This is a genomic window from Delftia sp. WSY_7, from assembly GCF_043104845.1.
In the GTDB taxonomy this organism is placed as follows: domain Bacteria; phylum Pseudomonadota; class Gammaproteobacteria; order Burkholderiales; family Burkholderiaceae_C; genus Comamonas; species Comamonas tsuruhatensis.
The window spans coordinates 113,554-139,290 of the sequence record NZ_JBICLB010000035.1; the positions used below are offsets into that span (position 1 = coordinate 113,554).

A 25,737-nucleotide genomic window follows, 5' to 3' on the forward strand; every position below is an offset into this window, starting at 1 on the left:
CTGAGTCAGTCGCGGCGTTTCTGCCGGGCATAGGTCTGCTGCATCACCACCTGGGTGTTGCTCTTGCGGCCATGGGCAATGGCCGTGATGCGATAGATCACCTGGGGCTGCATGTAAAGGGCCAGTCGGGGTGAGCCGTTGGCGATGACGCCCGAGTTCCCTGCGTTGACGTCATAGGGCAGGATCTCTATCCAGTACCAGCCTCCCTTTCCTGCCTCACGATTTGCCAGGATGGAGTCGCTCTTTCCGCCAGCGATGGCGCCCGTGAACTGGCCGTAGCGTGCGCCGACGTCAGCGGCAGTCATCTGGCCCAGCGTGATCCCTTGGCCTTCGTCCGCGTTGTTCCAGAAGTCCTGAGGTCCCGTGCGCTTGGTGCACAGGCCATCGCGGCATCCAGTGGGTGTGGCCTCAGCGAGGCTGGCCAGCAGCAGGCCGACTTCCCCGGTTTCCCGGGGGAACTGTGCGATGCCTGCACCGCTGCGGCAGACGGATGGCTGGCTGCTGCTGGCGGCGCAGGCGGCGCCGCTGGCCTGTTCGCCCCGAATATCCAGTTCGGCATCCTGCAGCAAGGCCTGTGCAGCCTCCAGGGCACGCTGGTAGTCGGCATCGTTGCCCACGAACATTTCGTTGAACAGTGCGCTGCGCGATGCCCACAGGGCGAGCAGCATGGACAGCATGACCAGGACCACCACGATGAACAGGGCGATGCCTTTTTGGCGCTGAGCTGCGCAGGTATGGGCATGTCGCATGCCTGCAGCCTTGTGCGTCATCCGGCCAACCCCTGGCTGCGCAACTGGTACACGCTGCGAAAGACCATGTGCAGGCGCCGCGTCCTGGGCGCAGGCAGCGTGGCCATGTGGATGGATTCGGCCGTACCGTCGCTGTCGGCGCAGTCGGTATAGCTGCTGTTGGCGGGCATGTCGATGGCCTCGTTGCCGAAGAGCACCAGGCAGACCTCGACGCCGACGACGCGAGGCCAGTCCTGGCCTACGGCGGCTGCGTTGACATACTGGATGCGGGCGGCGCCCCCCGCCGCCTGGATCAGGTAGCGCACCTGGAAGTTGGCGACGTTCCTGGCAAGGGGCTGGGCACCCGCGGAGGGCGCTCCGGCGCAGCGCAGGGTGTTTTTACTGGCGTCCAGGACAAAGCGGCTCAGGATGAGGCTGTCGCTGTTGGTCTGCCCCAGGCAATTGCGCTGCAGTGAGGTCTCGATGGCCGATGTGTGCAGCGGCTGCGTGTAGTTGCTGTAGCCCACGGCGAGCTTGTATTGGGAGCGCCCGGGTGCATCGAGGCCCTGGATGGTGTCGTGCGCGGGGTTGAAGTCCAGTGCGCCCGCCTCGAATGCAACGGGGTCTGCCACGTCAATGGCTTCTGTTGCCCTCTTGTGTGATGCAAGAAGCAGCCGCAGGGACCCCGCCTGCCGGATCTGCCGGCCCATGACACGGAAGAGATGGGAAGCCTGCTGTTGCAACTGACTGGCATCGCTGATGGTGGCGGACACGGCGCGTGACGCCATGAGTGCGCCCATGGCCACGCCGATGATCAGCAGTCCCAGGAAAAGTCCGACCAGCAGTTCGACGAGGCTCAGGCCGCGTTGGCGCGGTCTGGCCGCAATGGCGGTGGCGATGCGATGGGGATTCATGGGCCTGCGCAGAAGAGCTGGACTGCGTTGTTTGCAAGGTAGGGAGCGCAGCGAGCGCTGAGTGCGATGTATTGCAGGTGGCAGGTTCTGCCTGCAGGACAGGCCATGGCCTGATCGCCGTGCATGCGATCGCCATTGCCATCAAGCCCGATGGGGTCCTTGTAGTCGGCCTTGCCGGACTTTTCGTTCTCGCGCCAACTGATCATGATCCCCAGCTGGCGCCCATTGCCGGCGCTGGCGGCTGCCTCGTCTCCTGCGAGGAAGACCTTGGCGGCCCCGCCTGGCAGCAGTTGGCGAACGGATGCCTTCCATCGTGCGAGGTGGTAGCTGGCCATTGCGTCCGGGCCGCATGCGGCGGCACTGCAGTCGGCGACGGATTCGGGGGCGTGATTCCAGTCGGAAACGTAGCGGCCGATCTGTCCGAGGGAGTTGGGGTTGGCGTGCGTGCGCTCGCTGAGGTCCTCGATCAGCCGGATGGCCTGGGCGCGGCGCACGCCGCTTTGGTTGTCGGCCAGGGTGCGCATCTGCAGTCCCAGGATTCCCAGAACACCCAGGGCCGTGATGACGGTGGCGACCAGGGTTTCGATCAGGGTAAAGCCATTGGGATGCCGATTGCGGGTACGTGTCAGGCGCATGGAATACCCTCCTGGCCGACCACCCGGATGCGTCCGCCGGACGAGACGCAAATGCCTTGGGTTGCGGCGGAAGTGATTCCGGCCGGAGATGGCGCAATGGCGAAGCCCATGGCGGTGAGTCCGCCCAACTGACCCCAGCGGTCCACACTGATGATGGAGGCAGACCGGGAGCGGGTGACGAGGGTGCGGGCGGGCGTGTCGAAGCGCTGCAGCTCCTCCTTGGGATCCCAGTGCCTGTTGCCATTGCGGTCGACGAACACCACCCAGCCGCAGCCCCAGTCGGCGTGCTGCGCCGCCAGGGTGCAGCCCTTGGTGCCTTGGGGCAGTTTCTGGATGAAAACGCCGCCACCGCGCCGCACGGCTTCGGAGCGCGCGTACTGCAGCGTCGATTGCAGGGCCTCGACGGTCTGGCGAACACGCCAGCGCTCGATGATGAGGTTGAAGCTGGGAGCTGCCAGCGTGGTGAGCACGGCGAGGATGGCGACGACCACCATCAACTCGATGGCAGTGAAGCCTTCGGCGCCCGGGCGAGCCTGAGGCCTGGTCGATGACATGTCTTGAATCCCTCCCCGTCGATTGGCTTGCGCAACGCTGGTTGTTGCTGCTTGTTTCGTGCGCCGCTCAATCTATTGGGGTTGTTCGTGCATGTCTTTCAGACCAATCTGTTTCTCTGGTCAAAAAATAGGAGTTGTGCCGTGAATGGGGCTGAATTCAGGCGTGCAGAGGTGCGAAAAAATCCAATGATGGCAAGGCTTTGCCGGATTTTTGGGTATTCGAGGCCGGCCTAGGACTGTTTCTGGGAGCGTGTCAGCGCTGGCGCCTGCCCGGCGGCTGCCCGGTGTATCCGGCGCATGCTCCGGCGTTGTGCCTGCCCTGGCATTCGCGGTAAAGCCGCTTGTCGCGTTGCTCGGGCGACTCGTCTGAGCTGCTGCGCTGCGTCGGCACCCGGACCCGCTGCCCGCCCTTTTTGCGCTTGGAGCCTTGCGCAGCCGATGCGTCGGCGCGATGGGACGCAGCCTGGGCAGGCAGGCCCAGGGCCGCGACCAGGCAGAGCAGGGCGCATTGCCGCAGCTGCGCTTGTCGGGTCGATGGAATGAATGAAAAACGCACTGCCATGGCGTGGCCCTCCCTTGGTGTATGGAATGCCTGCGCACCACATATCCGTGCTTCGTGACGGCATGCCTTTGGCGCGGGCTTTGCGGGATTCTGGGCGGCCAGCAGGCCGAAGTGGCAAAGGGCGCAAATCAGGTGTGGATGCCGGTCCGGGCGTGCTTGTTATAATCCCAGGGTTTTGCATGGTGCAAGACGCACGTCGGGGCCTTTCCAGTCCCGGCGCAAGTAACCAAGGCTGCCTCCTTGCTTTTGTCTTTGAGGCGCCAATTTCCAAGGAAAAAAAATGATCGCATCTTCCGTGAAGGCTGAAGTCGTCAAGTCCAACGCACGCTCTGCCAACGACACTGGTAGCCCAGAAGTGCAAGTGGCCCTGCTGACCGCACGCATCAACGAGCTGACCCCTCACTTCAAGCAACACGCCAAGGACCACCACGGTCGCCGTGGCCTGCTGCGCATGGTGAGCCGCCGTCGCAAGCTGCTGGACTACCTCAAGTCCAAGGACGCTGATCGCTACACCGCACTGATCGCCAAGCTGGGCCTGCGCAAGTAAGCACGGTGGGAGATCGAAACGCCTGAGTTAGCCTGTCTAGCTCAGGCGTTTTTTACTTCGGAGAAAGCAAGACAGAGCGAAGCTGTGTCATTCCATTGCTGCGGATTTGATAGCAAGAAATCCAGCAATGGAATGGCATCGTGTTCTGAATTGCTCTCCATCATGGCCGGATGAGTGCATCTGGCCAACATTCCCTAGGAGCAACAATGTCCATCTTCAACAAAGTCACCAAGACCTTCCAGTGGGGCCAGCACACGGTCACCATGGAAACCGGCGAGATCGCCCGCCAGGCTTCCGGCGCCGTGCTGGTCAACATCGATGACACCGTGGTGCTGGCCACCGTGGTGGCGTCCAAGCAGGCCAAGTCCGGCCAGGACTTCTTCCCGCTGACCGTCGATTACATCGAGAAGACCTACGCCGCAGGCAAGATCCCCGGCAGCTTCTTCAAGCGCGAAGCCAAGCCCAGCGAACTCGAAACCCTGACCAGCCGCCTGATCGACCGCCCGATCCGCCCGCTGTTCCCCGAAGGCTTCTACAACGACGTGCATGTGGTCATCCACACCGTGTCGCTGAACCCCGAAGTCGATGCCGACATCGCCGCCCTGATCGCCACGTCGGCCGCCCTGTCCGTGTCGGGCATTCCGTTCAACGGGCCCATCGGTGCAGCCCGCGTGGGCTACATCAATGGCGAGTACGTGCTCAACCCCGGCCAGACCCAGCGCAAGGATTCGCAGATGGATCTGGTCGTGGCCGGTACTGAAGCTGCCGTGCTGATGGTGGAGTCCGAGGCGCAGCAACTGCCTGAAGACGTGATGCTGGGCGCCGTGGTCTTCGGCCACGAGCAAGGTCGCATCGCCATTGACGCCATCCATGAACTGGTGCGCGAAGCCGGCAAGCCCGTCTGGGACTGGGTCGCTCCCGCCAAGGATGAAGAGCTGATCGCCAAGGTGGCCGCACTGGGTGACGAAGCCCTGCGCGAGGCCTACCAGATCCGCAACAAGCAAAGCCGCACGCAGGCCTGCCGCGAAGCCTACGCCGCCGTGAAGGCCGGCCTGACGGCCCAGGGCGTGGAGTTCGACGGCGTCAAGGTCGAAGGCATGCTGTTCGACATCGAGGCACGCATCGTTCGCAGCCAGATCCTGGCCGGCGAGCCGCGCATCGACGGCCGCGACACGCGCACCGTGCGTCCCATCGAAATCCGCAACTCCGTGCTGCCCCGCACGCACGGCTCGGCCCTGTTCACGCGCGGCGAGACGCAGGCCCTGGTCGTGTCCACGCTGGGCACCGAGCGCGATGCACAACGCATCGACGCGCTGGCTGGCGAGTTCGAGGACCGCTTCCTGTTCCACTACAACATGCCTCCCTTTGCCACCGGCGAAGTGGGCCGCATGGGCTCGACCAAGCGCCGCGAAATCGGCCACGGCCGTCTGGCCAAGCGCGCCCTGGCGGCCTGCCTGCCCAGCAAGGAAGAGTTCCCCTACACCATTCGCGTGGTGTCGGAAATCACCGAGTCCAACGGCTCCTCGTCCATGGCCTCGGTCTGCGGCGGCTGCCTGTCGATGATGGATGCGGGCGTTCCGATGAAGGCCCACGTGGCCGGCATCGCCATGGGCCTGATCAAGGAAGACAACCGCTTCGCCGTGCTGACCGACATCCTGGGTGACGAAGATCACCTGGGCGACATGGACTTCAAGGTGGCCGGCACCACCAGCGGCATCACCGCGCTGCAGATGGACATCAAGATCCAGGGCATCACCAAGGAAATCATGCAGGTCGCCCTGGCCCAGGCCAAGGAAGCGCGCATGCACATCCTGGGCAAGATGCAGGAAGCCATGGGCGAAGCCAAGGCCGAGATCTCGTCCTTCGCTCCCAAGCTGTACACGATGAAGATCAACCCCGAGAAGATCCGTGACGTGATCGGCAAGGGCGGCTCCACCATTCGTGCACTGACCGAAGAGACCGGCACGCAGATCGACATCGGCGAAGACGGCACCATCACCATCGCTTCCAGCGATGCCGCCAAGGCCGACGAAGCCAAGCGCCGCATCGAAGAGATCACTGCCGAAGTCGAAATCGGCAAGATCTACGAAGGCCCGGTCACCAAGATCCTGGACTTCGGTGCTCTCGTGAACCTGCTGCCAGGCAAGGACGGTCTGCTGCACATCAGCCAGATTGCCCACGAGCGCGTGGAGCGCGTCGCCGACTACCTGCAGGAAGGCCAGATCATCAAGGTCAAGGTCATGGAGACCGACGAAAAGGGTCGTGTCAAGCTGTCGCTGAAGGCGTTGACCGAGCGTCCTGCCGGCATGGAGCGCAGCGAGCGCCCCGCGCCTGCCGAGCGTGAGTTCCGCCAGCCGCGTGAGCCCCGCCAGCAACGCGAGTACCGCGAGCCGCGTGAACCTCGCGAGCCCCGTGAAGGCGGTCGTCCGGCTGCCGAGGGCGAGCAGCAACAGCAACAGCAGCAGTAATGCCTGGCAAGGCCGTTCCCCAAAAAGGGGGGGCCTTGCAGGTGCATGCGGTGTCTGGAAAAAGCGCTGACCTGTTCAGCGCTTGTGGCATTTTTGACAGGGATTGCGAGGTCGAAAAATGGAAAAGCAAATCATGCGTGCCGTGGAACTCACGGACTTTGGTGGTCCCGAGGTCTTGCGCCTGGGCGAGCGTCCGCTGCCCGTGGCCGGCGCGCAGGAGTTGCTGATCCAGGTCTCGGCCAGCGGTGTCAATCGTCCTGATGTGTTGCAGCGCAAGGGGCACTACGCCCCGCCGCCCGGTGCCTCGGATCTGCCCGGGCTGGAAGTGGCCGGGGTGATCGTGTCGGGTGACGACGACGCCATGCGGCTGGCAGGCCTGCGTGTGGGCGACCGCGTGTGCGCGCTGCTGGCCGGTGGTGGCTATGCGGAGTACTGCGTTGCGCCAGTGGCCCAGTGCCTGCCCATCCCGGCGGGGCTCAGCGAGGTGGAGGCTTCGGCATTGCCTGAAACCTTCTTCACCGTCTGGAGCAATGTGTTCGATCGCGGCGCCTTGCAGGCGGGCGAAACCCTGCTGGTGCAGGGCGGCAGCAGCGGCATTGGCGTGACGGCCATCCAGTTGGCCAAGGCGCGTGGCGCCACGGTCATCGTGACGGCTGGCTCCGATGCCAAATGCGCCGACTGCCTGAAGCTGGGCGCCGACCATGCCATCAACTACCGTACCCAGGACTTTGCCGCGGAGGTGCAGCGCATCACCGACGGCAAGGGCGTGGACGTGATCCTGGACATGGTGGCGGGCAGCTATGTGGCGCGCGAAGTGCAGAGCCTGGCCGAGGATGGCCGTCTGGTCATCATTGCGGTGCAGGGCGGCATCAAGGCGGAGTTCGATGCGGGCCTGGTCCTGCGCCGTCGCCTGCTGGTGACGGGCTCCACGCTGCGTCCGCGTCCTGTCGCCTTCAAGGCGGCCATCGCCCAGGCGCTGCGGCGCGAGGTCTGGCCGCTCATCGAGGCAGGCGGTATCCGCCCTGTGATTCACAGCACCTTTGCTGCCGCTGATGCCGACAAGGCGCACGCGCTGATGGAGTCGAGTCAGCACACCGGCAAAATCGTTTTGACGTGGTAACCATGAAGAAGAAACTCATCGTCGGCAACTGGAAGATGAATGGCAGCCTGGCTGCCAATGCCGTGTTGCTCAAGGCCCTCAAGCAGGGGCTGCCCGAAGGTGGAAATGCGGGTGTGGCGGTGGCCGTGCCGGCCGCCTATCTGGCCCAGGCCCAGGCCGAGCTTGCAGGTTCGTCCATTGGCGTGGCTGCGCAGGATGTGTCGCAGCATGACTCGGGCGCCTACACGGGCGAGCTTTCGGCTGCCATGCTCCAGGATTTTGACGTGCGCTACACCTTGGTGGGGCACTCGGAGCGTCGCCAATACCATGGTGAAACCGATGCCGTGGTGGCCTTGAAGGCGCAGGCTGCGCTGGCCAAGGGCGTCACGCCCATCGTCTGTGTGGGCGAAACGCTGGCAGAGCGCGAGGCGGGGCAGACCGAGGAAGTCGTCAAGCGCCAGCTGGCAGCCGTGATCCATCAGGTGGGTCAGTGCATCAGTGAGCTGGTCGTGGCCTACGAGCCTGTCTGGGCCATCGGCACCGGCAGGACCGCAACACCCGAGCAGGCGCAGCAGGTGCATGCCGTGCTGCGCGCCCAGCTGGCGGCTGCCAGCCGGCAGGCTGATCGCATCCCCTTGCTCTACGGCGGCAGCATGAATGCCTCCAATGCAGCCCAGCTTCTGGCCCAGGCCGACATTGACGGTGGTCTTGTGGGCGGGGCGTCGCTCAAGGCGCCGGATTTCCTGACCATCATCGCTGCGGCCCAGTGAGCCGGAGCAGTTTCTCCATTCGCTTTTTTAGCTCTCGCGTTACTAGCAGGTACAACCAATGAATGCATTCGCAAGCGTGATCCTCGCCGTCCAGATGCTGTCGGCACTCGGCATGATCGGCCTGATCCTGATCCAGCACGGAAAGGGCGCCGACATGGGCGCCTCGTTCGGCAGCGGCAGCTCCGGCAGCCTGTTCGGTGCCTCGGGTAGCGCGAACTTTCTGTCGCGCTCCACGGCAGGCCTGGCCACGGTGTTCTTCGTGACCACGCTGGCGCTGGCCTATCTGAGCAATGCGCGTCCCGTCAGCTCGGGCAGCGTGCTGGAAGGCGTGGCCCCCATCACGGCACCGGCTCCCGCCGTCCCTGGCGCTGCTGGCGAAGTGCCTGCTCCTGCGGCAGGTCAGGCGCCTGCTGCCGGTGCTGAAGGTGCGGCCCAGATCCCCACGAAATAATTTCGAACAAAGCCCTCGGTCCTTCTGGTCCGAGGGTTTTTCAGAGTAGAATCTAGAGATTGTTCGGTAGGCGGAATCTTTGCAACGAAGATAAAGAGCCAGCCGAAATCGAGACGTAGCCGTCGTGGTGAAATTGGTAGACACGCTATCTTGAGGGGGTAGTGGCGAAAGCTGTGCGAGTTCGAGTCTCGCCGACGGCACCAAGATATAACTAAGAGCCTGCCCTGCTGATCAGGCTGATCGGTGCGGGCATGCCTTTCAAGGTAGCCGCACACGATGAACATCGACCAGTATCTTCCCGTTCTCTTGTTCATTCTCGTCGGCATGGGTGTCGGCGTAGTTCCTCTGGTACTGGGGTATGTGCTGGGTCCGAACCGGCCCGATGCCGCCAAGAACTCTCCCTACGAATGTGGCTTCGAGGCCTTCGAAGACGCGCGCATGAAATTCGATGTGCGCTACTACCTCGTCGCCATCCTGTTCATCCTATTTGATTTGGAAATCGCCTTTCTGCTGCCCTGGGCCGTTGCGCTTCGGGACGTGGGTGGGGCTGGTTTCGCCGCTGTCCTGATTTTCCTGACCGTTCTCGTCGTGGGCTTTGTCTACGAATGGAAGAAGGGTGCGTTGGACTGGGACTGATGCGGGTTCACTAAGGAAACACGATGATCGAAGGCGTGATGAAGGAAGGCTTCATCACCACGAGTTACGACTCGGTGGTGAATTGGGCCAAGACGGGCTCGCTGTGGCCCATGACATTTGGTCTGGCCTGCTGCGCGGTCGAGATGATGCACGCTGCGGCGGCGCGTTACGACATTGGCCGCTTTGGCTCGGAGGTCTTCCGTGCCAGCCCCCGCCAGTCGGACCTGATGATTGTGGCCGGCACCCTGTGCAACAAGATGGCGCCCGCCATGCGCAAGGTCTATGACCAGATGTCCGAGCCGCGCTGGGTCATCTCCATGGGCTCGTGCGCCAATGGCGGCGGCTACTACCACTACAGCTATTCCGTGGTGCGTGGCTGCGACCGCATCGTGCCGGTCGATGTCTATGTGCCTGGCTGCCCCCCCACGGCGGAAGCCCTGATCTACGGCATCATCCAGCTGCAGCAGAAGATCCGCCGCACCCATACCATCGCTCGCGTCTAAGGGCTAGATGATGACTGCTATTGCGATTCACCCCGAAGTGCTTCGGGATGTGGTGGCTGCTGCCTTGGGCGACAAGGCGCGCAGCGTGACCGTGGCCCTGGGCGAGGTGACGGTCGAAGTGTCCGCTGCCAACTATCTGGAGGCCATGCAGGTTCTGCACAGCGCCCCGGATTGCCGGTTCGAGGTTCTGGTGGACCTGTGTGGCGTGGACTATTCCACCTATGCGGAAGTCGGCCGCGAAGGGCCGCGCTTTGCCGTGGTGTCCCACCTGCTGTCGATCAGCCTGAACCAGCGCCTGCGCGTTCGCGTCTTCTGTACCGACGACGATTTTCCGGTGGTGGCTTCGGTCACTCCCATCTGGGCCGGCGCCAACTGGTTCGAGCGCGAGGCGTTCGACCTGTTCGGCATCGTCTTCGATGGCCATGACGACCTGCGCCGCATCCTGACCGACTACGGCTTCATCGGCCATCCCTTCCGCAAGGACTTCCCGCTGTCGGGCCATGTGGAGATGCGCTATGACCCCGAACAGCAGCGCGTGGTGTACCAGCCGGTCACCATCGAGCCCCGCGAGATCACGCCGCGGATCATCCGCGAAGACAACTACGGGGGCCTGCACTGAAGGCGCTGCAGGCGCCTTTTTGATGGACGACCATGGCTGAAATCAAGAACTATTCCCTGAACTTTGGTCCGCAGCACCCGGCAGCGCACGGCGTGCTGCGCCTGGTGCTGGAGCTCGACGGTGAAGTGGTGCAGCGTGCAGACCCGCACATCGGTCTGCTGCACCGCGCGACGGAAAAACTGGCAGAGAGCAAGACCTACATCCAGTCGCTGCCCTATATGGACCGGCTGGACTACGTGTCCATGATGTGCAACGAGCACGCCTACTGCCTGGCCATCGAGAAGCTGCTGGGCATCGAAGTGCCCATTCGCGCCCAGTACATCCGCGTGATGTATTCGGAGATCACCCGCATCATGAATCACCTGATGTGGCTGGGCTCCAGCGGCAACGATGCAGGCAGCTCCACGACGCTGATCTATACCTTCCGTGAGCGCGAAGACCTCATGGACATGTACGAGGCGGTCTCCGGCGCGCGCATGCACGCGGCCTATTTCCGTCCGGGCGGCGTCTACCGCGACCTGCCCGACACCATGCCGCAGTACAAGGCCAGCAAGGTGCGCAATGCGCGCTCGGTCGAGGTCATGAACCGCAACCGCCAGGGTTCGCTGCTGGACTTCATCGACGACTTCACGCAGCGCTTCCCCAAGTGCGCCGACGAGTACGAGACCCTGCTGACCGACAACCGCATCTGGAAGCAGCGCAACGTGGACATCGGCGTGGTGACGGCCGAGCGTGCCATGAACCTGGGCCTGACCGGCCCCATGCTGCGTGCCTCCGGCGTGGCCTGGGACATGCGCAAGTCGCAGCCCTACGAGGTCTATGACCGCATGGACTTCGACGTGCCCGTGGGCAAGACCGGTGACTGCTACGACCGCTACTTGGTGCGCGTGGCCGAAATGCGCCAGTCCAACCGCATCATCAAGCAGTGCGTGGACTGGCTGCGTGCCAACCCGGGCCCGGTGATCGTGGACAACCACAAGATCGCCCCGCCGCCGCGCGAAGGCATGAAGTCCAACATGGAAGAGCTGATCCACCACTTCAAGCTCTTCACCGAAGGTTTCCGCGTGCCCGAAGGCGAGGCTTACGCGGCCATCGAACACCCCAAGGGGGAGTTCGGCATCTACATCGTGAGCGACGGGGCCAACAAGCCCTACCGCCTGAAGATCCGTCCGCCGGGATTCGCCAATCTGTCCGCCATGGACGAACTGTGCCGAGGCCACATGCTGGCCGACGCCGTGATGGTGCTGAGTACCCTGGACATCGTGTTTGGAGACGTTGACCGATGATTACCGAAGCGACCAAGGAGCGCTTTGCGCGCGAGGTGGCCAAGTACCCGGCCGACCAGAAGCAGTCGGCCGTGATGGCCTGCCTGTCCATCGTGCAGCAGGAACAGGGCTGGGTCAGTCCCGAGAGCGAGGCCGTGATCGCCGAGTTCCTGGGCATGGCCGAGATCGCGGTGCACGAAGTCACCACGTTCTACAACATGTACAACCAGCGGCCGGTGGGCAAGTTCAAGCTGAACGTCTGCACCAACCTGCCCTGCCAGCTGCGCGACGGCTACAAGGCGCTGCACCATCTGGAATCCCGCCTGGGCATCAAGATGGGCGAGACCACGCCCGACGGCATGTTCACGCTGCAGCAGTCCGAGTGCCTGGGTGCCTGCGCGGATTCGCCGGTGATGCTGGTGAACGACCGCTGCATGTGCAGCTTCATGAGCAACGAAAAGCTCGACGAACTGATCGACGGCCTGCGCGCCGCGGAGGGCAAGGCATGAACGCCGCCGCACAATCGGTCCTGGCCAGGTTTGCCGCTTCGGGCAGCGAGACCTGCTTCCACGACCGCCACATCAATCCCCAGATCTATGCCGATCTGACCGGCGCCAACTGGTCCATCAAGGACTACGAGGCACGCGGCGGCTACCAGGCGCTGCGCAAGATCCTGGGCAAGGACGGCAGCGAAGGCCTGACGCAGGATCAGGTGATCGCCACCGTCAAGGAGTCGGGGCTGCGCGGCCGCGGCGGCGCAGGTTTCCCCACGGGCCTGAAGTGGAGCTTCATGCCCCGCCAGTTCCCGGGCCAGAAGCACCTGGTGTGCAACTCGGACGAAGGCGAGCCGGGCACCTGCAAGGACCGGGACATCCTGGTGCACAACCCCCACATCGTGATCGAGGGCATGATCATCGCGGCCTACGCGATGGGCATCTCCCTGGGCTACAACTACATCCACGGCGAAATCTTCGAGGCCTATGAGCGCTTCGAGGCCGCGCTGGAGGAAGCCCGCGCTGCCGGCTACCTGGGCGACAACATCATGGGCAGCAGCTTCAGCTTCCAGCTGCACGCGCACCATGGCTTCGGCGCCTATATCTGCGGCGAAGAGACTGCGCTGCTGGAGTCGCTGGAAGGCAAGAAGGGCCAGCCGCGCTTCAAGCCGCCGTTCCCGGCCAGCTTCGGCCTGTACGGCAAGCCCACCACCATCAACAACACCGAAACCTTTGCGGCCGTTCCCTGGATCATCCGCAACGGCGGTGCTGCGTACCTGGAGTGCGGCAAGCCCAACAATGGCGGCACCAAGATCTTCTCGGTCAGCGGCGACGTCAACCTGCCCGGCAACTACGAAGTGCCGCTGGGCACGCCCTTCAGCAAGCTGCTGGAGCTGGCGGGCGGCGTGCGCACGGGCCGCAAGCTCAAGGCCGTGATCCCCGGCGGATCGTCCTCGCCCGTGCTGCCGGCCGACATCATCATGGAATGCACGATGGACTACGACTCCATCGCCAAGGCCGGCTCCATGCTGGGCTCGGGCGCCGTGATCGTGATGGACGACTCGCGCGACATGGTCGAGAGCCTGCTGCGCCTGTCCTACTTCTACCAGCACGAGTCCTGCGGCCAGTGCACTCCCTGCCGCGAAGGCACGGGCTGGCTGTGGCGCGTGGTCAACCGAATCGAGCACGGCGAAGGCCGTCCTGAAGACATCGAGCTGTTGGACTCGGTGTCCGTGAACATCATGGGGCGCACGATCTGTGCGCTGGGCGATGCGGCAGCGATGCCGGTGCGCGCCATGATCAAGCACTTCCGCCACGAGTTTGAAGCGAAGATCCAGAACGCTTCCAAGCAGACGGTCCACGCCGCCTGATCGCGAGAAAAGCATATGGTTGAAATTGAACTGGACGGAAAGAAGGTGGAGGTCGCCGAGGGCTGCATGGTCATGCATGCAGCCGAGAAGGCAGGCACCTACATCCCGCATTTCTGCTACCACAAGAAACTTTCCATCGCCGCCAACTGCCGCATGTGCCTGGTGGACGTGGAAAAGGCCCCCAAGCCCATGCCCGCCTGCGCCACGCCCGTGACGCAGGGCATGATCGTGCGCACCAAGAGCGAGAAGGCGATCAAGGCACAGCAATCGGTGATGGAGTTCCTGCTCATCAATCACCCGCTGGACTGCCCGATCTGCGACCAGGGCGGCGAATGCCAGCTGCAGGATCTGGCCGTGGGCTACGGCAGCTCCGCCTCGCGCTACGAGGAAGAAAAGCGCGTGGTCTTCCACAAGGACGTGGGCCCGCTGATCTCCATGCAGGAGATGAGCCGCTGCATCCACTGCACCCGCTGCGTGCGCTTCGGACAGGAAGTGTCCGGCGTGATGGAGCTGGGCATGATCAACCGCGGCGAGCACTCCGAGATCACCACGGTGGTGGGCGATACGGTGGACTCCGAGCTGTCGGGCAACATGATCGACATCTGCCCCGTGGGCGCGCTGACCAGCAAGCCCTTCCGCTACAGCGCCCGCACCTGGGAGCTGTCGCGCCGCAAGTCGGTCTCGCCCCATGATTCCACGGGTGCCAACCTCATCGTCCAGGTCAAGAACCACAAGGTCCTGCGCGTCGTGCCCTTCGAGAACGAAGAGGTCAACGAGTGCTGGATCGCCGACCGCGACCGCTTCTCCTACGAAGCCCTGAACAGTGACGAACGCCTGACCCGCCCCATGCTCAAGCAGGGCGGTGAGTGGAAGGAAGTCGACTGGCAGACGGCCCTCGAATACGTGGCCAACGGCCTGCGCCAGATCAAGAACGACCATGGCGCCTCCGCCATCGGTGCGCTGGTCAGCCCGCACAGCACGCTGGAAGAGCTGTTCCTGGCAGGCAAGCTGGTGCGCGGCCTGGGCAGCGAGAACATCGACCATCGCCTGCGCAACGCCGAGTTCACCGCCGCCCAGGGCGTGCAGTGGCTGGGCACGCCCATCGCCTCGCTTTCCAAGCTGCAAGGCGTCCTGGTGCTCGGCTCCAACCTGCGCAAGGACCATCCGCTGTTCGCGCAGCGCATCCGCCAGGCGGCCAAGCAGGGCTGCACCGTGCTCGCCATCAATGAGCGTGTCTACGACTGGGCCATGCCGGTGACGGCGTCCATCGTGGCAGCCCCGGACTGGGCCCAGGCGCTGGCCGATGTGGCCGCCGCCGTGGCGCAGGAAAAAGGTGTTGCCGCTCCCGTGGCCGCCGCCGACGTGCATGCCGAGGCCCAGGCCATTGCCACCGCGCTGCTGCGCGGCGAGCGCAAGGCCATCTTGCTGGGCAATGCCGCTGCGCACCACGCACAGGCATCGACCCTGCTGTCGCTGGCCAACTGGATTGCCGAGCAGACCGGCGCCTCGGTCGGCTACCTGACCGAAGCCGCCAACACGGTGGGCGCGCAGTGGGTGGGCGCACAGCCTGCCGCTTCGGGCCTGAACGCAGGCCAGATGCTGGCCGGCGGCCTCAAGGCCGTGCTGCTGCTGAACAACGAACCCGTGTTCGACTCCGCTGCCGGCGCCCGCGCCGCAGAGGCACTGGGCAAGGCCGAGATGGTCGTGACCCTGAGCCCGTTCAAGGCCAACATGGAATTCAGCGACGTGCTGCTGCCCATCGCCCCGTTCACGGAAACCTCGGGCAGCTTCGTCAACGCCGAAGGCCGCCTGCAGAGCTTCCATGCCGTGGTCAAGCCGCTGGCCGAAGCCCGTCCGGGCTGGAAGGTGCTGCGCGTTCTGGCCAACCTGCTGGGCGTGCAGGGCGTGGACTACGAGACGTCGCAGGACGTGCTCGCAGCCGCCACCGCCGGCGCCACCAGCGTGCCGGCCAACCTGCTGGGCAATGGTGCGCCTGCCGTGAATTCCATCGCCAACGGCGCTGGCCATGCCGCGCCCGTGGTGGCCAGCATTTATCAGCTCGACAGCATCGTGCGCCGCGCGACGTCGCTGCAACTGACGGCAGATGCACGTCAGGCTCGTGAGGGAGGCGCCGCATGATTGACGCACTCAAGACGGCCGGTGCCGGCCTGATCGCCGCCCCCTGGTGGACCGACGTGGCCTGGCCCGTGCTCTGGATCCTGCTGGGCATCGTCGCCATCGTCGCCCCGCTGATGGGCGCCGTGGCCTACCTGACGCTGTGGGAGCGCAAGCTGCTGGGCTTCATGCAGGTTCGCATGGGTCCCAACCGCGTGGGTCCCTTCGGCCTGCTGCAGCCCCTGGCCGATGGCCTGAAGCTGCTGACCAAGGAACTGATCCAGCCCACGGCTGCCGCCAAGGGCCTGTTCTACGTGGGTCCCGTGATGGCCATCATGCCCGCCCTGGCGGCATGGGTGGCGATCCCCTTCGGTCCCGAAGTGGCGCTGGCCAACGTCAACGCCGGCCTGCTGCTGATCATGGCCATCACGTCCATCGAAGTCTATGGCGTGATCATTGCCGGCTGGGCCTCCAACTCCAAGTACGCCTTCCTGGGCGCGCTGCGCGCCTCGGCGCAGATGGTCAGCTACGAGATCGCGCTGGGCTTCTGCTTCCTGGTGGTGATCATGGTCACGGGCAGCATGAATCTGACGCAGATCGTGCTGAGCCAGGGCCAGGGCCAGTTCGCCAGCATGGGTGCCAGCGTCCTGTCGTGGAACTGGCTGCCGCTGCTGCCGATCTTCGTGGTGTACCTGATCTCGGCCGTGGCCGAGACCAACCGCCACCCCTTCGACGTGGTCGAAGGCGAAGCCGAAATCGTGGCCGGCCACATGGTCGAGTACTCGGGCATGGGCTTTGCCATCTTCTTCCTGGCCGAGTACGCCAGCATGTGGCTGGTGTCCATCCTGGCCGTGATCATGTTCCTGGGCGGCTGGCTGCCTCCGTTCGACTTCCTGTCGTTCATCCCCGGATGGATCTGGCTGGCGGCGAAGACTTTCCTGGTCGTGTCCATGTTCATCTGGATCCGTGCCACCTTCCCGCGCTTTCGCTATGACCAGATCATGCGTCTGGGCTGGAAGATCTTCATTCCCGTCACCCTGGTGTGGCTGGTCATCGTGGGTGGCTGGATGCACTCGCCTTGGAACATCTGGAACTGAGCGGAGCAAGAATGTCTGCGGTTGCTGCTACCCCATTTTCGATCAAAGATTTCTTCAAGAGCTTCATGCTCTGGGAACTGGCCAAGGGCATGGCCCTGACTGGCCGCTACACCTTCCGCCGCAAGGTCACGGTGCAGTTCCCCGAAGAAAAGACACCTCTGTCGCCGCGTTTTCGCGGACTGCACGCCCTGCGCCGTTATGACAACGGCGAAGAGCGCTGCATCGCCTGCAAGCTGTGCGAAGCGGTCTGCCCGGCCATGGCCATCACCATCGAGTCCGATGTGCGTGACGACGGCTCGCGCCGCACCACGCGCTACGACATCGACCTGACCAAGTGTATCTTCTGCGGCTTCTGCGAGGAAAGCTGCCCGGTGGATTCCATCGTCGAGACGCATATCTTCGAATACCACGGAGAAAAGCGCGGCGACCTGTACTTCACCAAGGACATGCTGCTGGCCGTTGGCGATCGCTACGAACCCGAGATTGCCGCCGCCAAGGCTGCGGACGCCAAGTACCGCTGAAGCGGCTCCTTGATCACTTGAAAAGATTCGATCCATGGACGCCAAAACTGGTTTCTTCTATCTGTTCTCGGTCGTGCTGCTGTTTGCAGCCTTCCGGGTCGTCACGGCGCGCAACCCCGTGCACGCCGTGCTCAACCTGATCCTGGCCTTCTCGCAGGCTGCCGGCATCTGGCTTTTGCTCAAGGCCGAGTTCCTGGGCGTGACCCTGGTGCTGGTCTACCTGGGCGCCGTGATGGTGCTGTTCCTGTTCGTGGTGATGATGCTGGACATCCGCATCGACGCCGTGCGCCAGGGCTTCTGGAAGCATTTCCCCTTCGCTGCCCTGATCGGCGCACTGATCGCCTTTGAAATGGGCATGGTGCTGATGGGCGGCTTCAGCGGTGTCGAGGAGCCCAAGGCCATTGCGGCCACGGTCAACGCTGCCGGCCAGACCGTGCAGTACTCCAACACCCAGGCCCTGGGCAAGCTGCTGTACACCGAATACCTGTACCCCGTCGAGATCGCTGCCGTGATCCTGCTGGTGGCCATGATCGCCGCCATCGCCCTGACCCTGCGCAAGCGCAAGGACAGCAAGGCAGTGAACCCGGCCCAGCAGATCCGCGTGCGCGCAAAGGATCGCCTCGAGCTGGTCAAGGTGCCGGTCACCCAGGCGCCGCAGGCACCGGCCGCCGAGGCAACCCCCGCCGTGGAGACAAAAGCATGACGCTGACTTTGGGCCATTACTTGACGCTGGGCGCCATGCTGTTCGCGCTCTCCGTCGTTGGCATTTTTCTGAACCGCAAGAACCTGATCGTGCTGCTGATGGCCATCGAGCTGATGCTCCTGGCCGTCAACATGAACTTCGTGGCCTTCTCCAGCTATCTGGGTGACATGCACGGACAGGTGTTCGTGTTCTTCATCCTGACAGTGGCAGCGGCCGAGTCGGCCATCGGTCTGGCGATCCTGGTGCTTCTGTTCCGCAACAAGACCAGCATCAATGCGGAAGATCTCAACTCCCTCAAGGGTTGAGTCCGCCGTAACTTGCAAGGTTCTTAAGAATGAGTCAAACACTCTCTGCATCCATGCTCCTGGCGGTGCCGCTGGCACCGCTGGCGGGTTCCGCGCTCGCGGGTATCTGGGGCACGGCCTTCGGCGGCAACAAGATCGGTCGCGGCGGCAGCCATTCCCTCACGATTTTGGGCGTGCTGATCGCCTTCATCCTGTCGGCCATCACCTTCAACAGCGTGATCTTCGACGGGGCGCGCTTCGACCAGTCCATCTACACCTGGATGGAAATCGGCGGGCTGAAGATGGAAGTCGGTTTCCTGATCGACAGCATCACGGCCATGATGATGTGCGTGGTGACCTTCGTGTCGCTGATGGTGCACATCTACACCATCGGCTACATGCAGGAAGATGACGGCTACAACCGTTTCTTCTCCTACATCTCGCTGTTCACCTTCTCCATGTTGATGCTCGTCATGAGCAACAACCTGCTGCAGCTGTTCTTCGGCTGGGAAGCCGTGGGCCTGGTGTCGTACCTGCTGATCGGCTTCTACTACAACAAGCCCTCGGCCATCTTCGCCAACATGAAGGCCTTCCTGGTCAACCGCGTGGGCGACTTCGGCTTCATCCTGGGCATCGGCCTGATCGCTGCATACACGGGCACCATGAACTACGGCGAGATCTTCGCCAAGCTGCCCGAGATCCAGAACACCCTGCTGCCGGGCACCGGCTGGCTGCTGGTGACGGTGACGGCCATCTGCCTGTTCATCGGCGCCATGGGCAAGTCGGCCCAGTTCCCGCTGCATGCCTGGCTGCCCGATTCGATGGAAGGCCCGACCCCCATCTCGGCACTGATCCACGCCGCCACCATGGTGACGGCCGGCATCTTCATGGTCTCGCGCATGTCGCCGCTGTACGAGCTGTCGGACACCGCGCTGAGCTTCATCCTGGTGATCGGCTCCATCACGGCGCTGTTCATGGGCGTGCTGGGCATCATCCAGAACGACATCAAGCGCGTGATCGCGTACTCCACGCTGTCGCAGCTGGGCTACATGACCGTGGCCCTGGGCGCCTCGGCCTACTCGGTGGCCGTGTTCCACCTGATGACCCACGCCTTCTTCAAGGCCCTGCTGTTCCTTGGCGCCGGCTCGGTGATCATGGGCATGCACCACAACCAGGACATCCGCTGGATGGGTGGCGTGCGCAAGTACATGCCCATCACCTGGATCACGTTCCTGCTGGGCAACCTGGCGCTGATCGGCACGCCGTTCTTCTCGGGCTTCTACTCGAAGGACGCCATCATCGAGGCCGTGCACGCCACCAACCTGCCGGGTGCTGGCTTCGCCAACTTCGCGGTGCTGGCCGGCGTGTTCATCACGGCCTTCTACTCCTTCCGCCTGTACTTCATCGTCTTCCACGGCAAGGAGCGCTACGACCAGAATCCCGATGCGCACCACCATGGCCACGATGACCACCACGCCCATGACGACCACCACGGCCATGGCCACGATGCCAAGCCGCATGAGTCGCCGCTGGTCGTGACCGGCCCGCTGATGCTGCTGGCCATCCCCTCGGTGGTGATCGGTGCCCTGGCACTGATGCCCATGCTGTTCGGTGATTTCTTCAAGGGCGTGATCCACGTCGATGGCAGCAAGCACGGCGCCATGGCCGAGCTGGCCGAGAAGATCCACGGCTGGGTGCCCATGGCGCTGCACGGCTTCACGGCCGCGCCGTTCTGGCTGGCACTGGCAGGCGTCGTCGTCTCCTACCTGTTCTACATGGTCAAGCCCGAAGTGCCTGCCGCCATCAAGTCGTCCATGCAGAAGATCGGTGTCTACCAGGCACTGGAAGGCAAGTACGGCGTGGACTGGGTCTACGAGAACATCTTCGCCCGCGGCGCACGCGCCTTCGGCAGCTTCTTCTGGAAGGTCGGCGACCAGGCCATCATCGATGGCGGCATCGTCAACGGCTCGTGGAAGCTCATCGGCCGCATCGGCCAGTGGGTGCGCAAGCTGCAGTCGGGCTATCTCTATCACTACGCGTTGGTCATGCTGCTGGGCGTGTTCGCTCTCATGACGTATTTCGTGTGGCTCAACAAGTAGTAGGGGAAGAACAAAAATGCATTGGTTGAGTCTTTCAATCTGGGTGCCGATCGCCTTCGGCGCCCTCCTGCTGGCCCTGGGCCGCGAGGATCAGGTCAAGGCAGTGCGCTGGCTGGCCCTGGTCGGCGCGCTGGCAGGCCTGGCCGTCACGCTGCCGCTGATACAGCAGTTCGACAACAGCACGGCTGCCATGCAGTTCGTGGAGAAGGCGCTGTGGATCGAGCGCTTCAACATCCACTACCACCTGGGCGTGGATGGCATCTCGTTCTGGTTCGTGCCGCTGACCGCCTTCATCACCGTGATCGTCGTGATCGCGTCGTGGGAGAACATCACCGAGCGCGTGAACCAGTACATGGGCGCCTTCCTGATCCTGTCCGGCCTGATGGTCGGCGTGTTCAGCGCGCTGGACGGCCTGCTGTTCTACGTGTTCTTCGAGGCCACGCTGATCCCGATGTACCTGATCATCGGCATCTGGGGCGGTCCCAACCGCATCTATGCGGCCTTCAAGTTCTTCCTGTACACGCTGATGGGTTCGCTGCTGACCCTGGTCGCCGTGATCTACCTGTACACCCAGTCGGGTGGCAGCTTCGAGATCCTCGACTGGCACAAGCTGCCGCTGTCCATGACGGCCCAGACGCTGATCTTCTTCGCCTTCTTCGCGGCCTTTGCCGTGAAGGTGCCGATGTGGCCGGTCCACACCTGGCTGCCCGACGTGCACGTGGAAGCGCCCACCGGCGGCTCCGCCGTGCTGGCCGCCATCATGCTGAAGCTGGGCGCCTACGGTTTCCTGCGCTTTTCCATGCCCATCGCACCCGATGCCTCGCACAAGTGGGCCTGGCTGGTCATCGCCCTGTCGCTGATCGCCGTGATCTACGTGGGCGTGGTCGCCCTGGTGCAAAAGGACATGAAGAAGCTGGTGGCCTACTCGTCCGTGGCCCACATGGGCTTCGTGACCCTGGGCTTCTTCATCTTCAATCCGCTGGGCATTGCCGGCGGCATCGTGCAGATGATTGCCCACGGCTTCGTGTCGGGCGCCATGTTCCTGTGCATCGGCGTGCTCTACGACCGCGTGCACTCGCGTGAAATCGCTTCCTACGGCGGCGTGGTCAACACCATGCCCAAGTTCGCGGCCTTCGCGCTGCTGTTCGCCATGGCCAACTGCGGCCTGCCCGCGACGGCCGGCTTCGTCGGCGAGTGGATGGTGATCCTGGGCGCCGTGCAATACAACTTCTGGATCGGCCTGGGCGCTGCCACGGCGCTGATCTTCGGCGCGGCCTATACGCTGTGGATGTACAAGCGCGTCTACCTGGGTCCTGTCACCAATGACAATGTGCGCGGCCTGACCGACATCGGCAACCGCGAGTTCCTGGTGCTGGGTCTGCTGGCCATCGCCGTGCTGTACATGGGCCTGTATCCCAAGCCCTTCACTGACGTGATGGATGTGTCCGTGGCCGAGCTGCTCAAGCATGTGGCCATGAGCAAGCTGCAGTGACCAGACTGAAACGAGAGAATCGAGATGATTGACAACATCAGCTGGCTGGCCATCTATCCGGAGATCCTTCTCCTGGTCATGGCCTGCGTGATCGCCCTGGTGGACCTGGGCGTCAAAAGCCCGCGCCGCACGGGCACCTATGTTCTGACACTGCTGACCCTGGGCGTGGTGGCCGTGCTGCAAGGCATGTATGCCTCCAGTGGCAACACGTTCTATGGCTGGGGCAACATGGTCGTCTCCGACGCCATGGGCAACTGGCTCAAGTGTTTCGCCACCGTGGCCATGATGGTCACCCTGGTCTACGGCCGACCCTATGCCGCCGACCGCGACATGCTGCGCGGCGGCGAGCTCTTCACGTTGGCCATGCTCGCGCTGCTGGGCATGTTCATCATGATCTCGGGCAACAACTTCCTGGTCATCTACCTGGGCCTGGAGCTGCTGACGCTGTCCAGCTACGCCCTGGTGGCGCTGCGCCGCGACCACACGGCTTCGGTCGAGGCCGCGATGAAGTACTTCGTGCTTGGCGCCATGGCCAGCGGCTTCCTGCTGTACGGCATGTCCATGCTCTACGGCGCGACCGGTTCGCTGGACATCGGCCAGGTGTTCAAGGCCATCAACTCGGGCGAAATCAAGCACCAGGTGCTGGTGTTCGGCCTGGTCTTCGTGGTCTCCGGCCTGGCCTTCAAGCTGGGCGTGGTTCCCTTCCACATGTGGGTCCCCGACGTGTACCAGGGTGCTCCCACGGCCATCACCACCATGATCGGTGGCGCGCCCAAGCTGGCGGCCTTCGCCATCGTCATCCGCCTGCTGGTGGACGGCCTGCTGCCGCTGGCCATCGACTGGCAGCAGATGCTGGCCGTGCTTGCCATTGCCTCTCTGCTGGTCGGCAACCTGGCCGGCCTGCAGCAGACCAACCTCAAGCGCATGCTGGCCTACTCGACCATCTCGCAGATGGGCTTCGTGCTGCTGGGCCTGATGTCGGGTGTGGTCGACGGCAAGGTCGATCCGGCCACCGTCGAGAACGCCTACAGCTCGGCCATGTTCTACGTGGTGACCTATGTGCTGACCACGCTGGCCGCCTTCGGCGTGATCCAGCTGCTGGCCCGCGAAGGCTTCGAGAGCGAAGAGGTCGCCGACTTTGCCGGCCTGAACCAGCGCAGCCCGCTGTATGCCGGCGTGATGGCGATCTGCCTGTTCTCCATGGCCGGCATTCCGCCCCTGGTCGGCTTCTACGCCAAGCTGTCGGTGCTGCAGGCGCTGGTGGCTTCGGGCCACAGCCTGTACATCGCCCTGGCCGTGTTCGCCGTGGTCATGTCGCTGATCGGCGCCTTCTACTACCTGCGCGTCGTCAAGGTCATGTACTTCGATGAGCCCATCACCGCCACCAGCGTTTCCGCTTCGCTGGACGTGCGCGTGGTGCTGACCCTCAATGGCGCCCTGGTGCTGGGTCTGGGCATCCTGCCCGGCGGCCTGATGGCCCTGTGCGCCGACGCCGTCGTGCGCGCCCTGGCTTCCTGATCCACTTTCCCTGTGCAGGGCCTTGCGCACAAGGCCCTGCGGTGAGGACATCGGCTTGTCGCAAACCGCTTCGATCTGGCTCGTGATATTGGCTGCCCTTGTGGCAGCCAATTTGCCTTTCTTCAACCCCCGCTGGCTGCAGCTGGGGCCGCTGCGCACCCAGCGCAAGCCGCTGGCCCTGTGCCTGCTGGAGATGGTGCTGCTGTACTTCATCGTCGGCGGCGTGGCGCTGCTGCTGGAGCGCCGCGTGGGGCAGATTGCACCCCAGGGCTGGGAGTTCTATGCCATCACGGGGGCGTTGTTCCTGACACTGGCATTCCCGGGTTTCGTCTATCGTTTCCTGATTCACCGCCGCGGCTGAGGCCGCGGTGCCGGTTGCTTCATGGATGAGGGTGCGCGATGAAAGTGCTCGACCTCCATTGCCCGCAGGGCCATCTCTTCGAGGGCTGGTTCGCCTCGGAAGAGGATTTCCAGAGCCAGCTGCAGCGCCAGCTGGTGCTGTGCCCCGTCTGCGGCCACAGCGACATCACCAAGCGCCTGAGCGCCCCCCGCATCAATCTTGGCGCCAAGCCTGCAAGCTTGCCCCCGGCTGCGGCGGCAGAGCCTGCTGCAGCCGCCTCGGCCGCCAGCGCGGCAGCCGCTGCTTCAACGGCCATGCCGCCCCAGGCGCGTGAGCAATTGCAGGCCATGCAGGCCGCCTGGCTGCAGTGGTCGCGCAAGGTCGCGCAGCAGACCGAGGACGTGGGCGAACGCTTTGCCGATGAAGCCCGCCGCATGCACTACGGCGAGACCGAAGAGCGCGCCATCCGCGGCAAGGCGAGTCCCGAGCAGGCCATGCAATTGCTGGACGAAGGCATTGCCGTGGTTCCATTGGCCTTGCCGCAAGGCAGCAAGGAAACGCTGCAGTAACTTGCTCCGGGCACATGCTGTCTTGGCGGCGACAATTGCGCTCATGGCGATCGATCGCCAATTCCCATGCCAGGCAATCACCTGGCGCTATTGATTGAGTAGCGCTTCGAGTCGCTTTGTCGCCATTCAATTGATGGGGCGACAAACCCAAGCATATCCGCGGCTTTTCGCATAGTGACTGAGCAGGCCACAGGGAGATTGCCCACCTGGGTGTTTCCCGTAAGGCAGCAGACATTGGTCGCTGTCTGCCAAGCCGCAAAAAGGGTAGTTTGCTATCTCTTTGGAAGCGCTCTGGCCTTCCGCGTGGGCGTCGCCGGGCCGAGGTGATGGAGAACCCTAGGGCCCGCCTGCAGCCGCGGCGCCTTGCAGCCCCGTGACTGCTTGATTATTTCAAGTGTGAGTGGTTGCTTCTTGTTTTTGCGGCGACTCGTCTTGATGCGCCATGCTGCAGTGCGGGGCAGGGCCTGTGCTTAGGAGCACCTACGTAGGCGTTTTCCCGCTGCGGTGCACAACGTCGGCAAGCCTACGATGCGTCCGACCCTGCACAACGCCCACCAGAGCCTCTGGCGACGCGTTGGCGGCTTGCAGCATCAACGGAGCAGGCGAAGCGCACATGAGCGACGTTATTCTCGAAACCCGGAACCTGACCAAAGAGTTCAAGGGATTTACGGCGGTGAGCAAGGTGGACCTTTCGGTGCGCCGCGGCTCCATCCATGCCTTGATCGGCCCCAATGGCGCAGGCAAGACCACCTGCTTCAATCTGCTGACCAAGTTCCTGGAGCCCACCTCCGGCACCATCCGTTTCAACGGCGAGGACATCACGCAGGAGGCGCCGGCGCAGATCGCGCGCCGTGGCGTGATCCGGTCCTTCCAGATCTCGGCCGTCTTCCCGCATTGCACGCTGCTGGAGAACGTGCGCATCGGCCTGCAGCGCAAGCTGGGCACCGAGTTCCATTTCTGGCGCAGCGAAAAAAGCCTTTCGCAGCTCAATGACCGCGCCATGCAGCTGCTGTCCGAAGTCGGCCTGCAGGACCTGGCCGACGAGGTCACCGTCAACCTGCCCTATGGCCGCAAGCGCGCGCTGGAGATCGCCACCACGCTGGCCATGGAGCCCGAGCTGATGCTGCTGGACGAGCCCACCCAGGGCATGGGCCACGAAGACGTGGACCGCGTGACCCAGCTGATCAAGAAGGTCTCGGCAGGCCGCACGATTCTCATGGTGGAGCACAACATGAAGGTGATCTCCACCATCGCCGACCGCATCACGGTGCTGCAGCGCGGCGCCGTGCTGGCCGAGGGGCCATACGAGGAAGTTTCGCGCAACCCGCAAGTGATGGAAGCGTATATGGGCACCACCGACGGCCAGTTGCAGGGAGCGCATTGA

General features: G+C 63.7%; 26 protein-coding genes and 1 tRNA gene. 23 read left to right on the plus strand and 4 right to left on the minus strand.

Going from position 1 to position 25,737, the window contains the following annotated elements:
• Positions 1-5: 5 nt before the first annotated feature.
• From ACF8ME_RS20300 to ACF8ME_RS20315, 4 genes are read right to left on the minus strand one after another with little or no spacing between them, the layout of a single operon-like run.
• Positions 6-770: a PilX N-terminal domain-containing pilus assembly protein gene (locus tag ACF8ME_RS20300; RefSeq protein WP_016447720.1), complete on the minus strand. Its 765-nt coding sequence runs from the start codon at positions 768-770 to the stop codon at positions 6-8.
• The gene (locus ACF8ME_RS20305) at positions 767-1,642 is read right to left on the minus strand and encodes a PilW family protein (protein ID WP_392417990.1); all 876 of its coding nucleotides are present in this window, start codon (positions 1,640-1,642) and stop codon (positions 767-769) included. Before ACF8ME_RS20305 ends, ACF8ME_RS20300 begins: the two co-directional genes overlap by 4 nt.
• Positions 1,639-2,277: a type IV pilus modification protein PilV gene (gene pilV / locus ACF8ME_RS20310; protein WP_392407305.1), complete on the minus strand. Its 639-nt coding sequence runs from the start codon at positions 2,275-2,277 to the stop codon at positions 1,639-1,641. The genes ACF8ME_RS20305 and pilV overlap by 4 nt, the downstream gene beginning before the upstream one ends.
• Complete coding sequence (locus tag ACF8ME_RS20315; RefSeq protein ID WP_016451209.1) at positions 2,268-2,831, minus strand: GspH/FimT family pseudopilin; 564 nt, start codon at positions 2,829-2,831, stop codon at positions 2,268-2,270. The genes pilV and ACF8ME_RS20315 overlap by 10 nt, the downstream gene beginning before the upstream one ends.
• Before the next feature lie 842 nt (positions 2,832-3,673).
• Here ACF8ME_RS20315 and rpsO point away from each other — a divergent pair.
• The 23 genes from rpsO to ACF8ME_RS20430 all read left to right on the plus strand — a co-directional run bounded on the left by rpsO (position 3,674) and on the right by ACF8ME_RS20430 (position 25,737).
• Positions 3,674-3,940, plus strand: coding sequence for a 30S ribosomal protein S15 (gene rpsO, locus ACF8ME_RS20320; protein WP_012206984.1), 267 nt, complete (start codon positions 3,674-3,676; stop codon positions 3,938-3,940).
• A gap of 206 nt (positions 3,941-4,146) precedes the next feature.
• Positions 4,147-6,408 carry a polyribonucleotide nucleotidyltransferase gene (pnp, locus tag ACF8ME_RS20325; RefSeq protein WP_392417991.1) on the plus strand — a complete coding sequence of 754 codons (2,262 nt, stop codon included), beginning with the start codon at positions 4,147-4,149 and terminating at the stop codon, positions 6,406-6,408.
• Positions 6,409-6,526: 118 nt separating this feature from the next.
• Entirely contained in the window at positions 6,527-7,528 is a 1,002-nt protein-coding gene (locus ACF8ME_RS20330) for an NAD(P)H-quinone oxidoreductase (protein ID WP_016447714.1), read from the plus strand.
• 2 nt (positions 7,529-7,530) lie between these two features.
• A complete protein-coding gene (gene tpiA, locus ACF8ME_RS20335) occupies positions 7,531-8,277 on the plus strand; it encodes a triose-phosphate isomerase (RefSeq protein ID WP_017404094.1) in 747 nt (248 codons plus the stop codon).
• A gap of 58 nt (positions 8,278-8,335) precedes the next feature.
• Positions 8,336-8,728 carry a preprotein translocase subunit SecG gene (secG, locus tag ACF8ME_RS20340; protein WP_392417992.1) on the plus strand — a complete coding sequence of 131 codons (393 nt, stop codon included), beginning with the start codon at positions 8,336-8,338 and terminating at the stop codon, positions 8,726-8,728.
• A 118-nt stretch (positions 8,729-8,846) separates the two neighbouring features.
• Positions 8,847-8,931, plus strand: a tRNA-Leu gene (locus tag ACF8ME_RS20345).
• Positions 8,932-9,004: 73 nt separating this feature from the next.
• On the plus strand, positions 9,005-9,364 hold the full coding sequence (locus ACF8ME_RS20350) for an NADH-quinone oxidoreductase subunit A (RefSeq protein ID WP_012206979.1): 360 nt from the start codon (positions 9,005-9,007) through the stop codon (positions 9,362-9,364).
• A gap of 23 nt (positions 9,365-9,387) precedes the next feature.
• A complete protein-coding gene (locus tag ACF8ME_RS20355; protein ID WP_012206978.1) occupies positions 9,388-9,867 on the plus strand; it encodes an NADH-quinone oxidoreductase subunit B family protein in 480 nt (159 codons plus the stop codon).
• Between the two features lie 10 nt (positions 9,868-9,877).
• Positions 9,878-10,486 carry an NADH-quinone oxidoreductase subunit C gene (locus ACF8ME_RS20360; RefSeq protein WP_026062051.1) on the plus strand — a complete coding sequence of 203 codons (609 nt, stop codon included), beginning with the start codon at positions 9,878-9,880 and terminating at the stop codon, positions 10,484-10,486.
• 32 nt (positions 10,487-10,518) lie between these two features.
• Positions 10,519-11,772, plus strand: a complete 1,254-nt coding sequence (locus tag ACF8ME_RS20365; protein ID WP_016447710.1) for an NADH-quinone oxidoreductase subunit D — start codon at positions 10,519-10,521, stop codon at positions 11,770-11,772.
• Positions 11,769-12,260: an NADH-quinone oxidoreductase subunit NuoE gene (gene nuoE, locus ACF8ME_RS20370; RefSeq protein WP_016447709.1), complete on the plus strand. Its 492-nt coding sequence runs from the start codon at positions 11,769-11,771 to the stop codon at positions 12,258-12,260. Before ACF8ME_RS20365 ends, nuoE begins: the two co-directional genes overlap by 4 nt.
• The gene (gene nuoF / locus ACF8ME_RS20375; RefSeq protein WP_016447708.1) at positions 12,257-13,615 is read left to right on the plus strand and encodes an NADH-quinone oxidoreductase subunit NuoF; all 1,359 of its coding nucleotides are present in this window, start codon (positions 12,257-12,259) and stop codon (positions 13,613-13,615) included. The genes nuoE and nuoF overlap by 4 nt, the downstream gene beginning before the upstream one ends.
• 15 nt (positions 13,616-13,630) lie before the next feature.
• Positions 13,631-15,754 (plus strand): NADH-quinone oxidoreductase subunit NuoG, encoded by a 2,124-nt coding sequence (gene nuoG, locus ACF8ME_RS20380; RefSeq protein ID WP_016447707.1) that lies wholly within the window; start codon positions 13,631-13,633, stop codon positions 15,752-15,754.
• On the plus strand, positions 15,751-16,827 hold the full coding sequence (gene nuoH / locus ACF8ME_RS20385) for an NADH-quinone oxidoreductase subunit NuoH (protein WP_016447706.1): 1,077 nt from the start codon (positions 15,751-15,753) through the stop codon (positions 16,825-16,827). The genes nuoG and nuoH overlap by 4 nt, the downstream gene beginning before the upstream one ends.
• Positions 16,828-16,838: 11 nt before the next feature.
• On the plus strand, positions 16,839-17,348 hold the full coding sequence (nuoI, locus tag ACF8ME_RS20390; protein ID WP_016447705.1) for an NADH-quinone oxidoreductase subunit NuoI: 510 nt from the start codon (positions 16,839-16,841) through the stop codon (positions 17,346-17,348).
• Positions 17,349-17,382: 34 nt separating this feature from the next.
• Positions 17,383-18,051 (plus strand): NADH-quinone oxidoreductase subunit J, encoded by a 669-nt coding sequence (locus ACF8ME_RS20395; RefSeq protein ID WP_012206970.1) that lies wholly within the window; start codon positions 17,383-17,385, stop codon positions 18,049-18,051.
• Positions 18,048-18,356: an NADH-quinone oxidoreductase subunit NuoK gene (nuoK, locus tag ACF8ME_RS20400; RefSeq protein ID WP_016447704.1), complete on the plus strand. Its 309-nt coding sequence runs from the start codon at positions 18,048-18,050 to the stop codon at positions 18,354-18,356. The genes ACF8ME_RS20395 and nuoK overlap by 4 nt, the downstream gene beginning before the upstream one ends.
• A gap of 29 nt (positions 18,357-18,385) precedes the next feature.
• Positions 18,386-20,434, plus strand: a complete 2,049-nt coding sequence (nuoL, locus tag ACF8ME_RS20405) for an NADH-quinone oxidoreductase subunit L (RefSeq protein ID WP_026062052.1) — start codon at positions 18,386-18,388, stop codon at positions 20,432-20,434.
• A 16-nt stretch (positions 20,435-20,450) separates the two neighbouring features.
• Positions 20,451-21,926 carry an NADH-quinone oxidoreductase subunit M gene (locus ACF8ME_RS20410; RefSeq protein WP_046239124.1) on the plus strand — a complete coding sequence of 492 codons (1,476 nt, stop codon included), beginning with the start codon at positions 20,451-20,453 and terminating at the stop codon, positions 21,924-21,926.
• A 24-nt stretch (positions 21,927-21,950) separates the two neighbouring features.
• Positions 21,951-23,444, plus strand: a complete 1,494-nt coding sequence (nuoN, locus tag ACF8ME_RS20415; protein ID WP_016447701.1) for an NADH-quinone oxidoreductase subunit NuoN — start codon at positions 21,951-21,953, stop codon at positions 23,442-23,444.
• A 55-nt stretch (positions 23,445-23,499) separates the two neighbouring features.
• Positions 23,500-23,805, plus strand: a complete 306-nt coding sequence (locus ACF8ME_RS20420) for a DUF2818 family protein (protein ID WP_016447700.1) — start codon at positions 23,500-23,502, stop codon at positions 23,803-23,805.
• A gap of 38 nt (positions 23,806-23,843) precedes the next feature.
• On the plus strand, positions 23,844-24,353 hold the full coding sequence (locus ACF8ME_RS20425) for a DUF1178 family protein (RefSeq protein ID WP_034363788.1): 510 nt from the start codon (positions 23,844-23,846) through the stop codon (positions 24,351-24,353).
• 613 nt (positions 24,354-24,966) lie between these two features.
• Positions 24,967-25,737, plus strand: a complete 771-nt coding sequence (locus tag ACF8ME_RS20430) for an ABC transporter ATP-binding protein (RefSeq protein WP_046239141.1) — start codon at positions 24,967-24,969, stop codon at positions 25,735-25,737.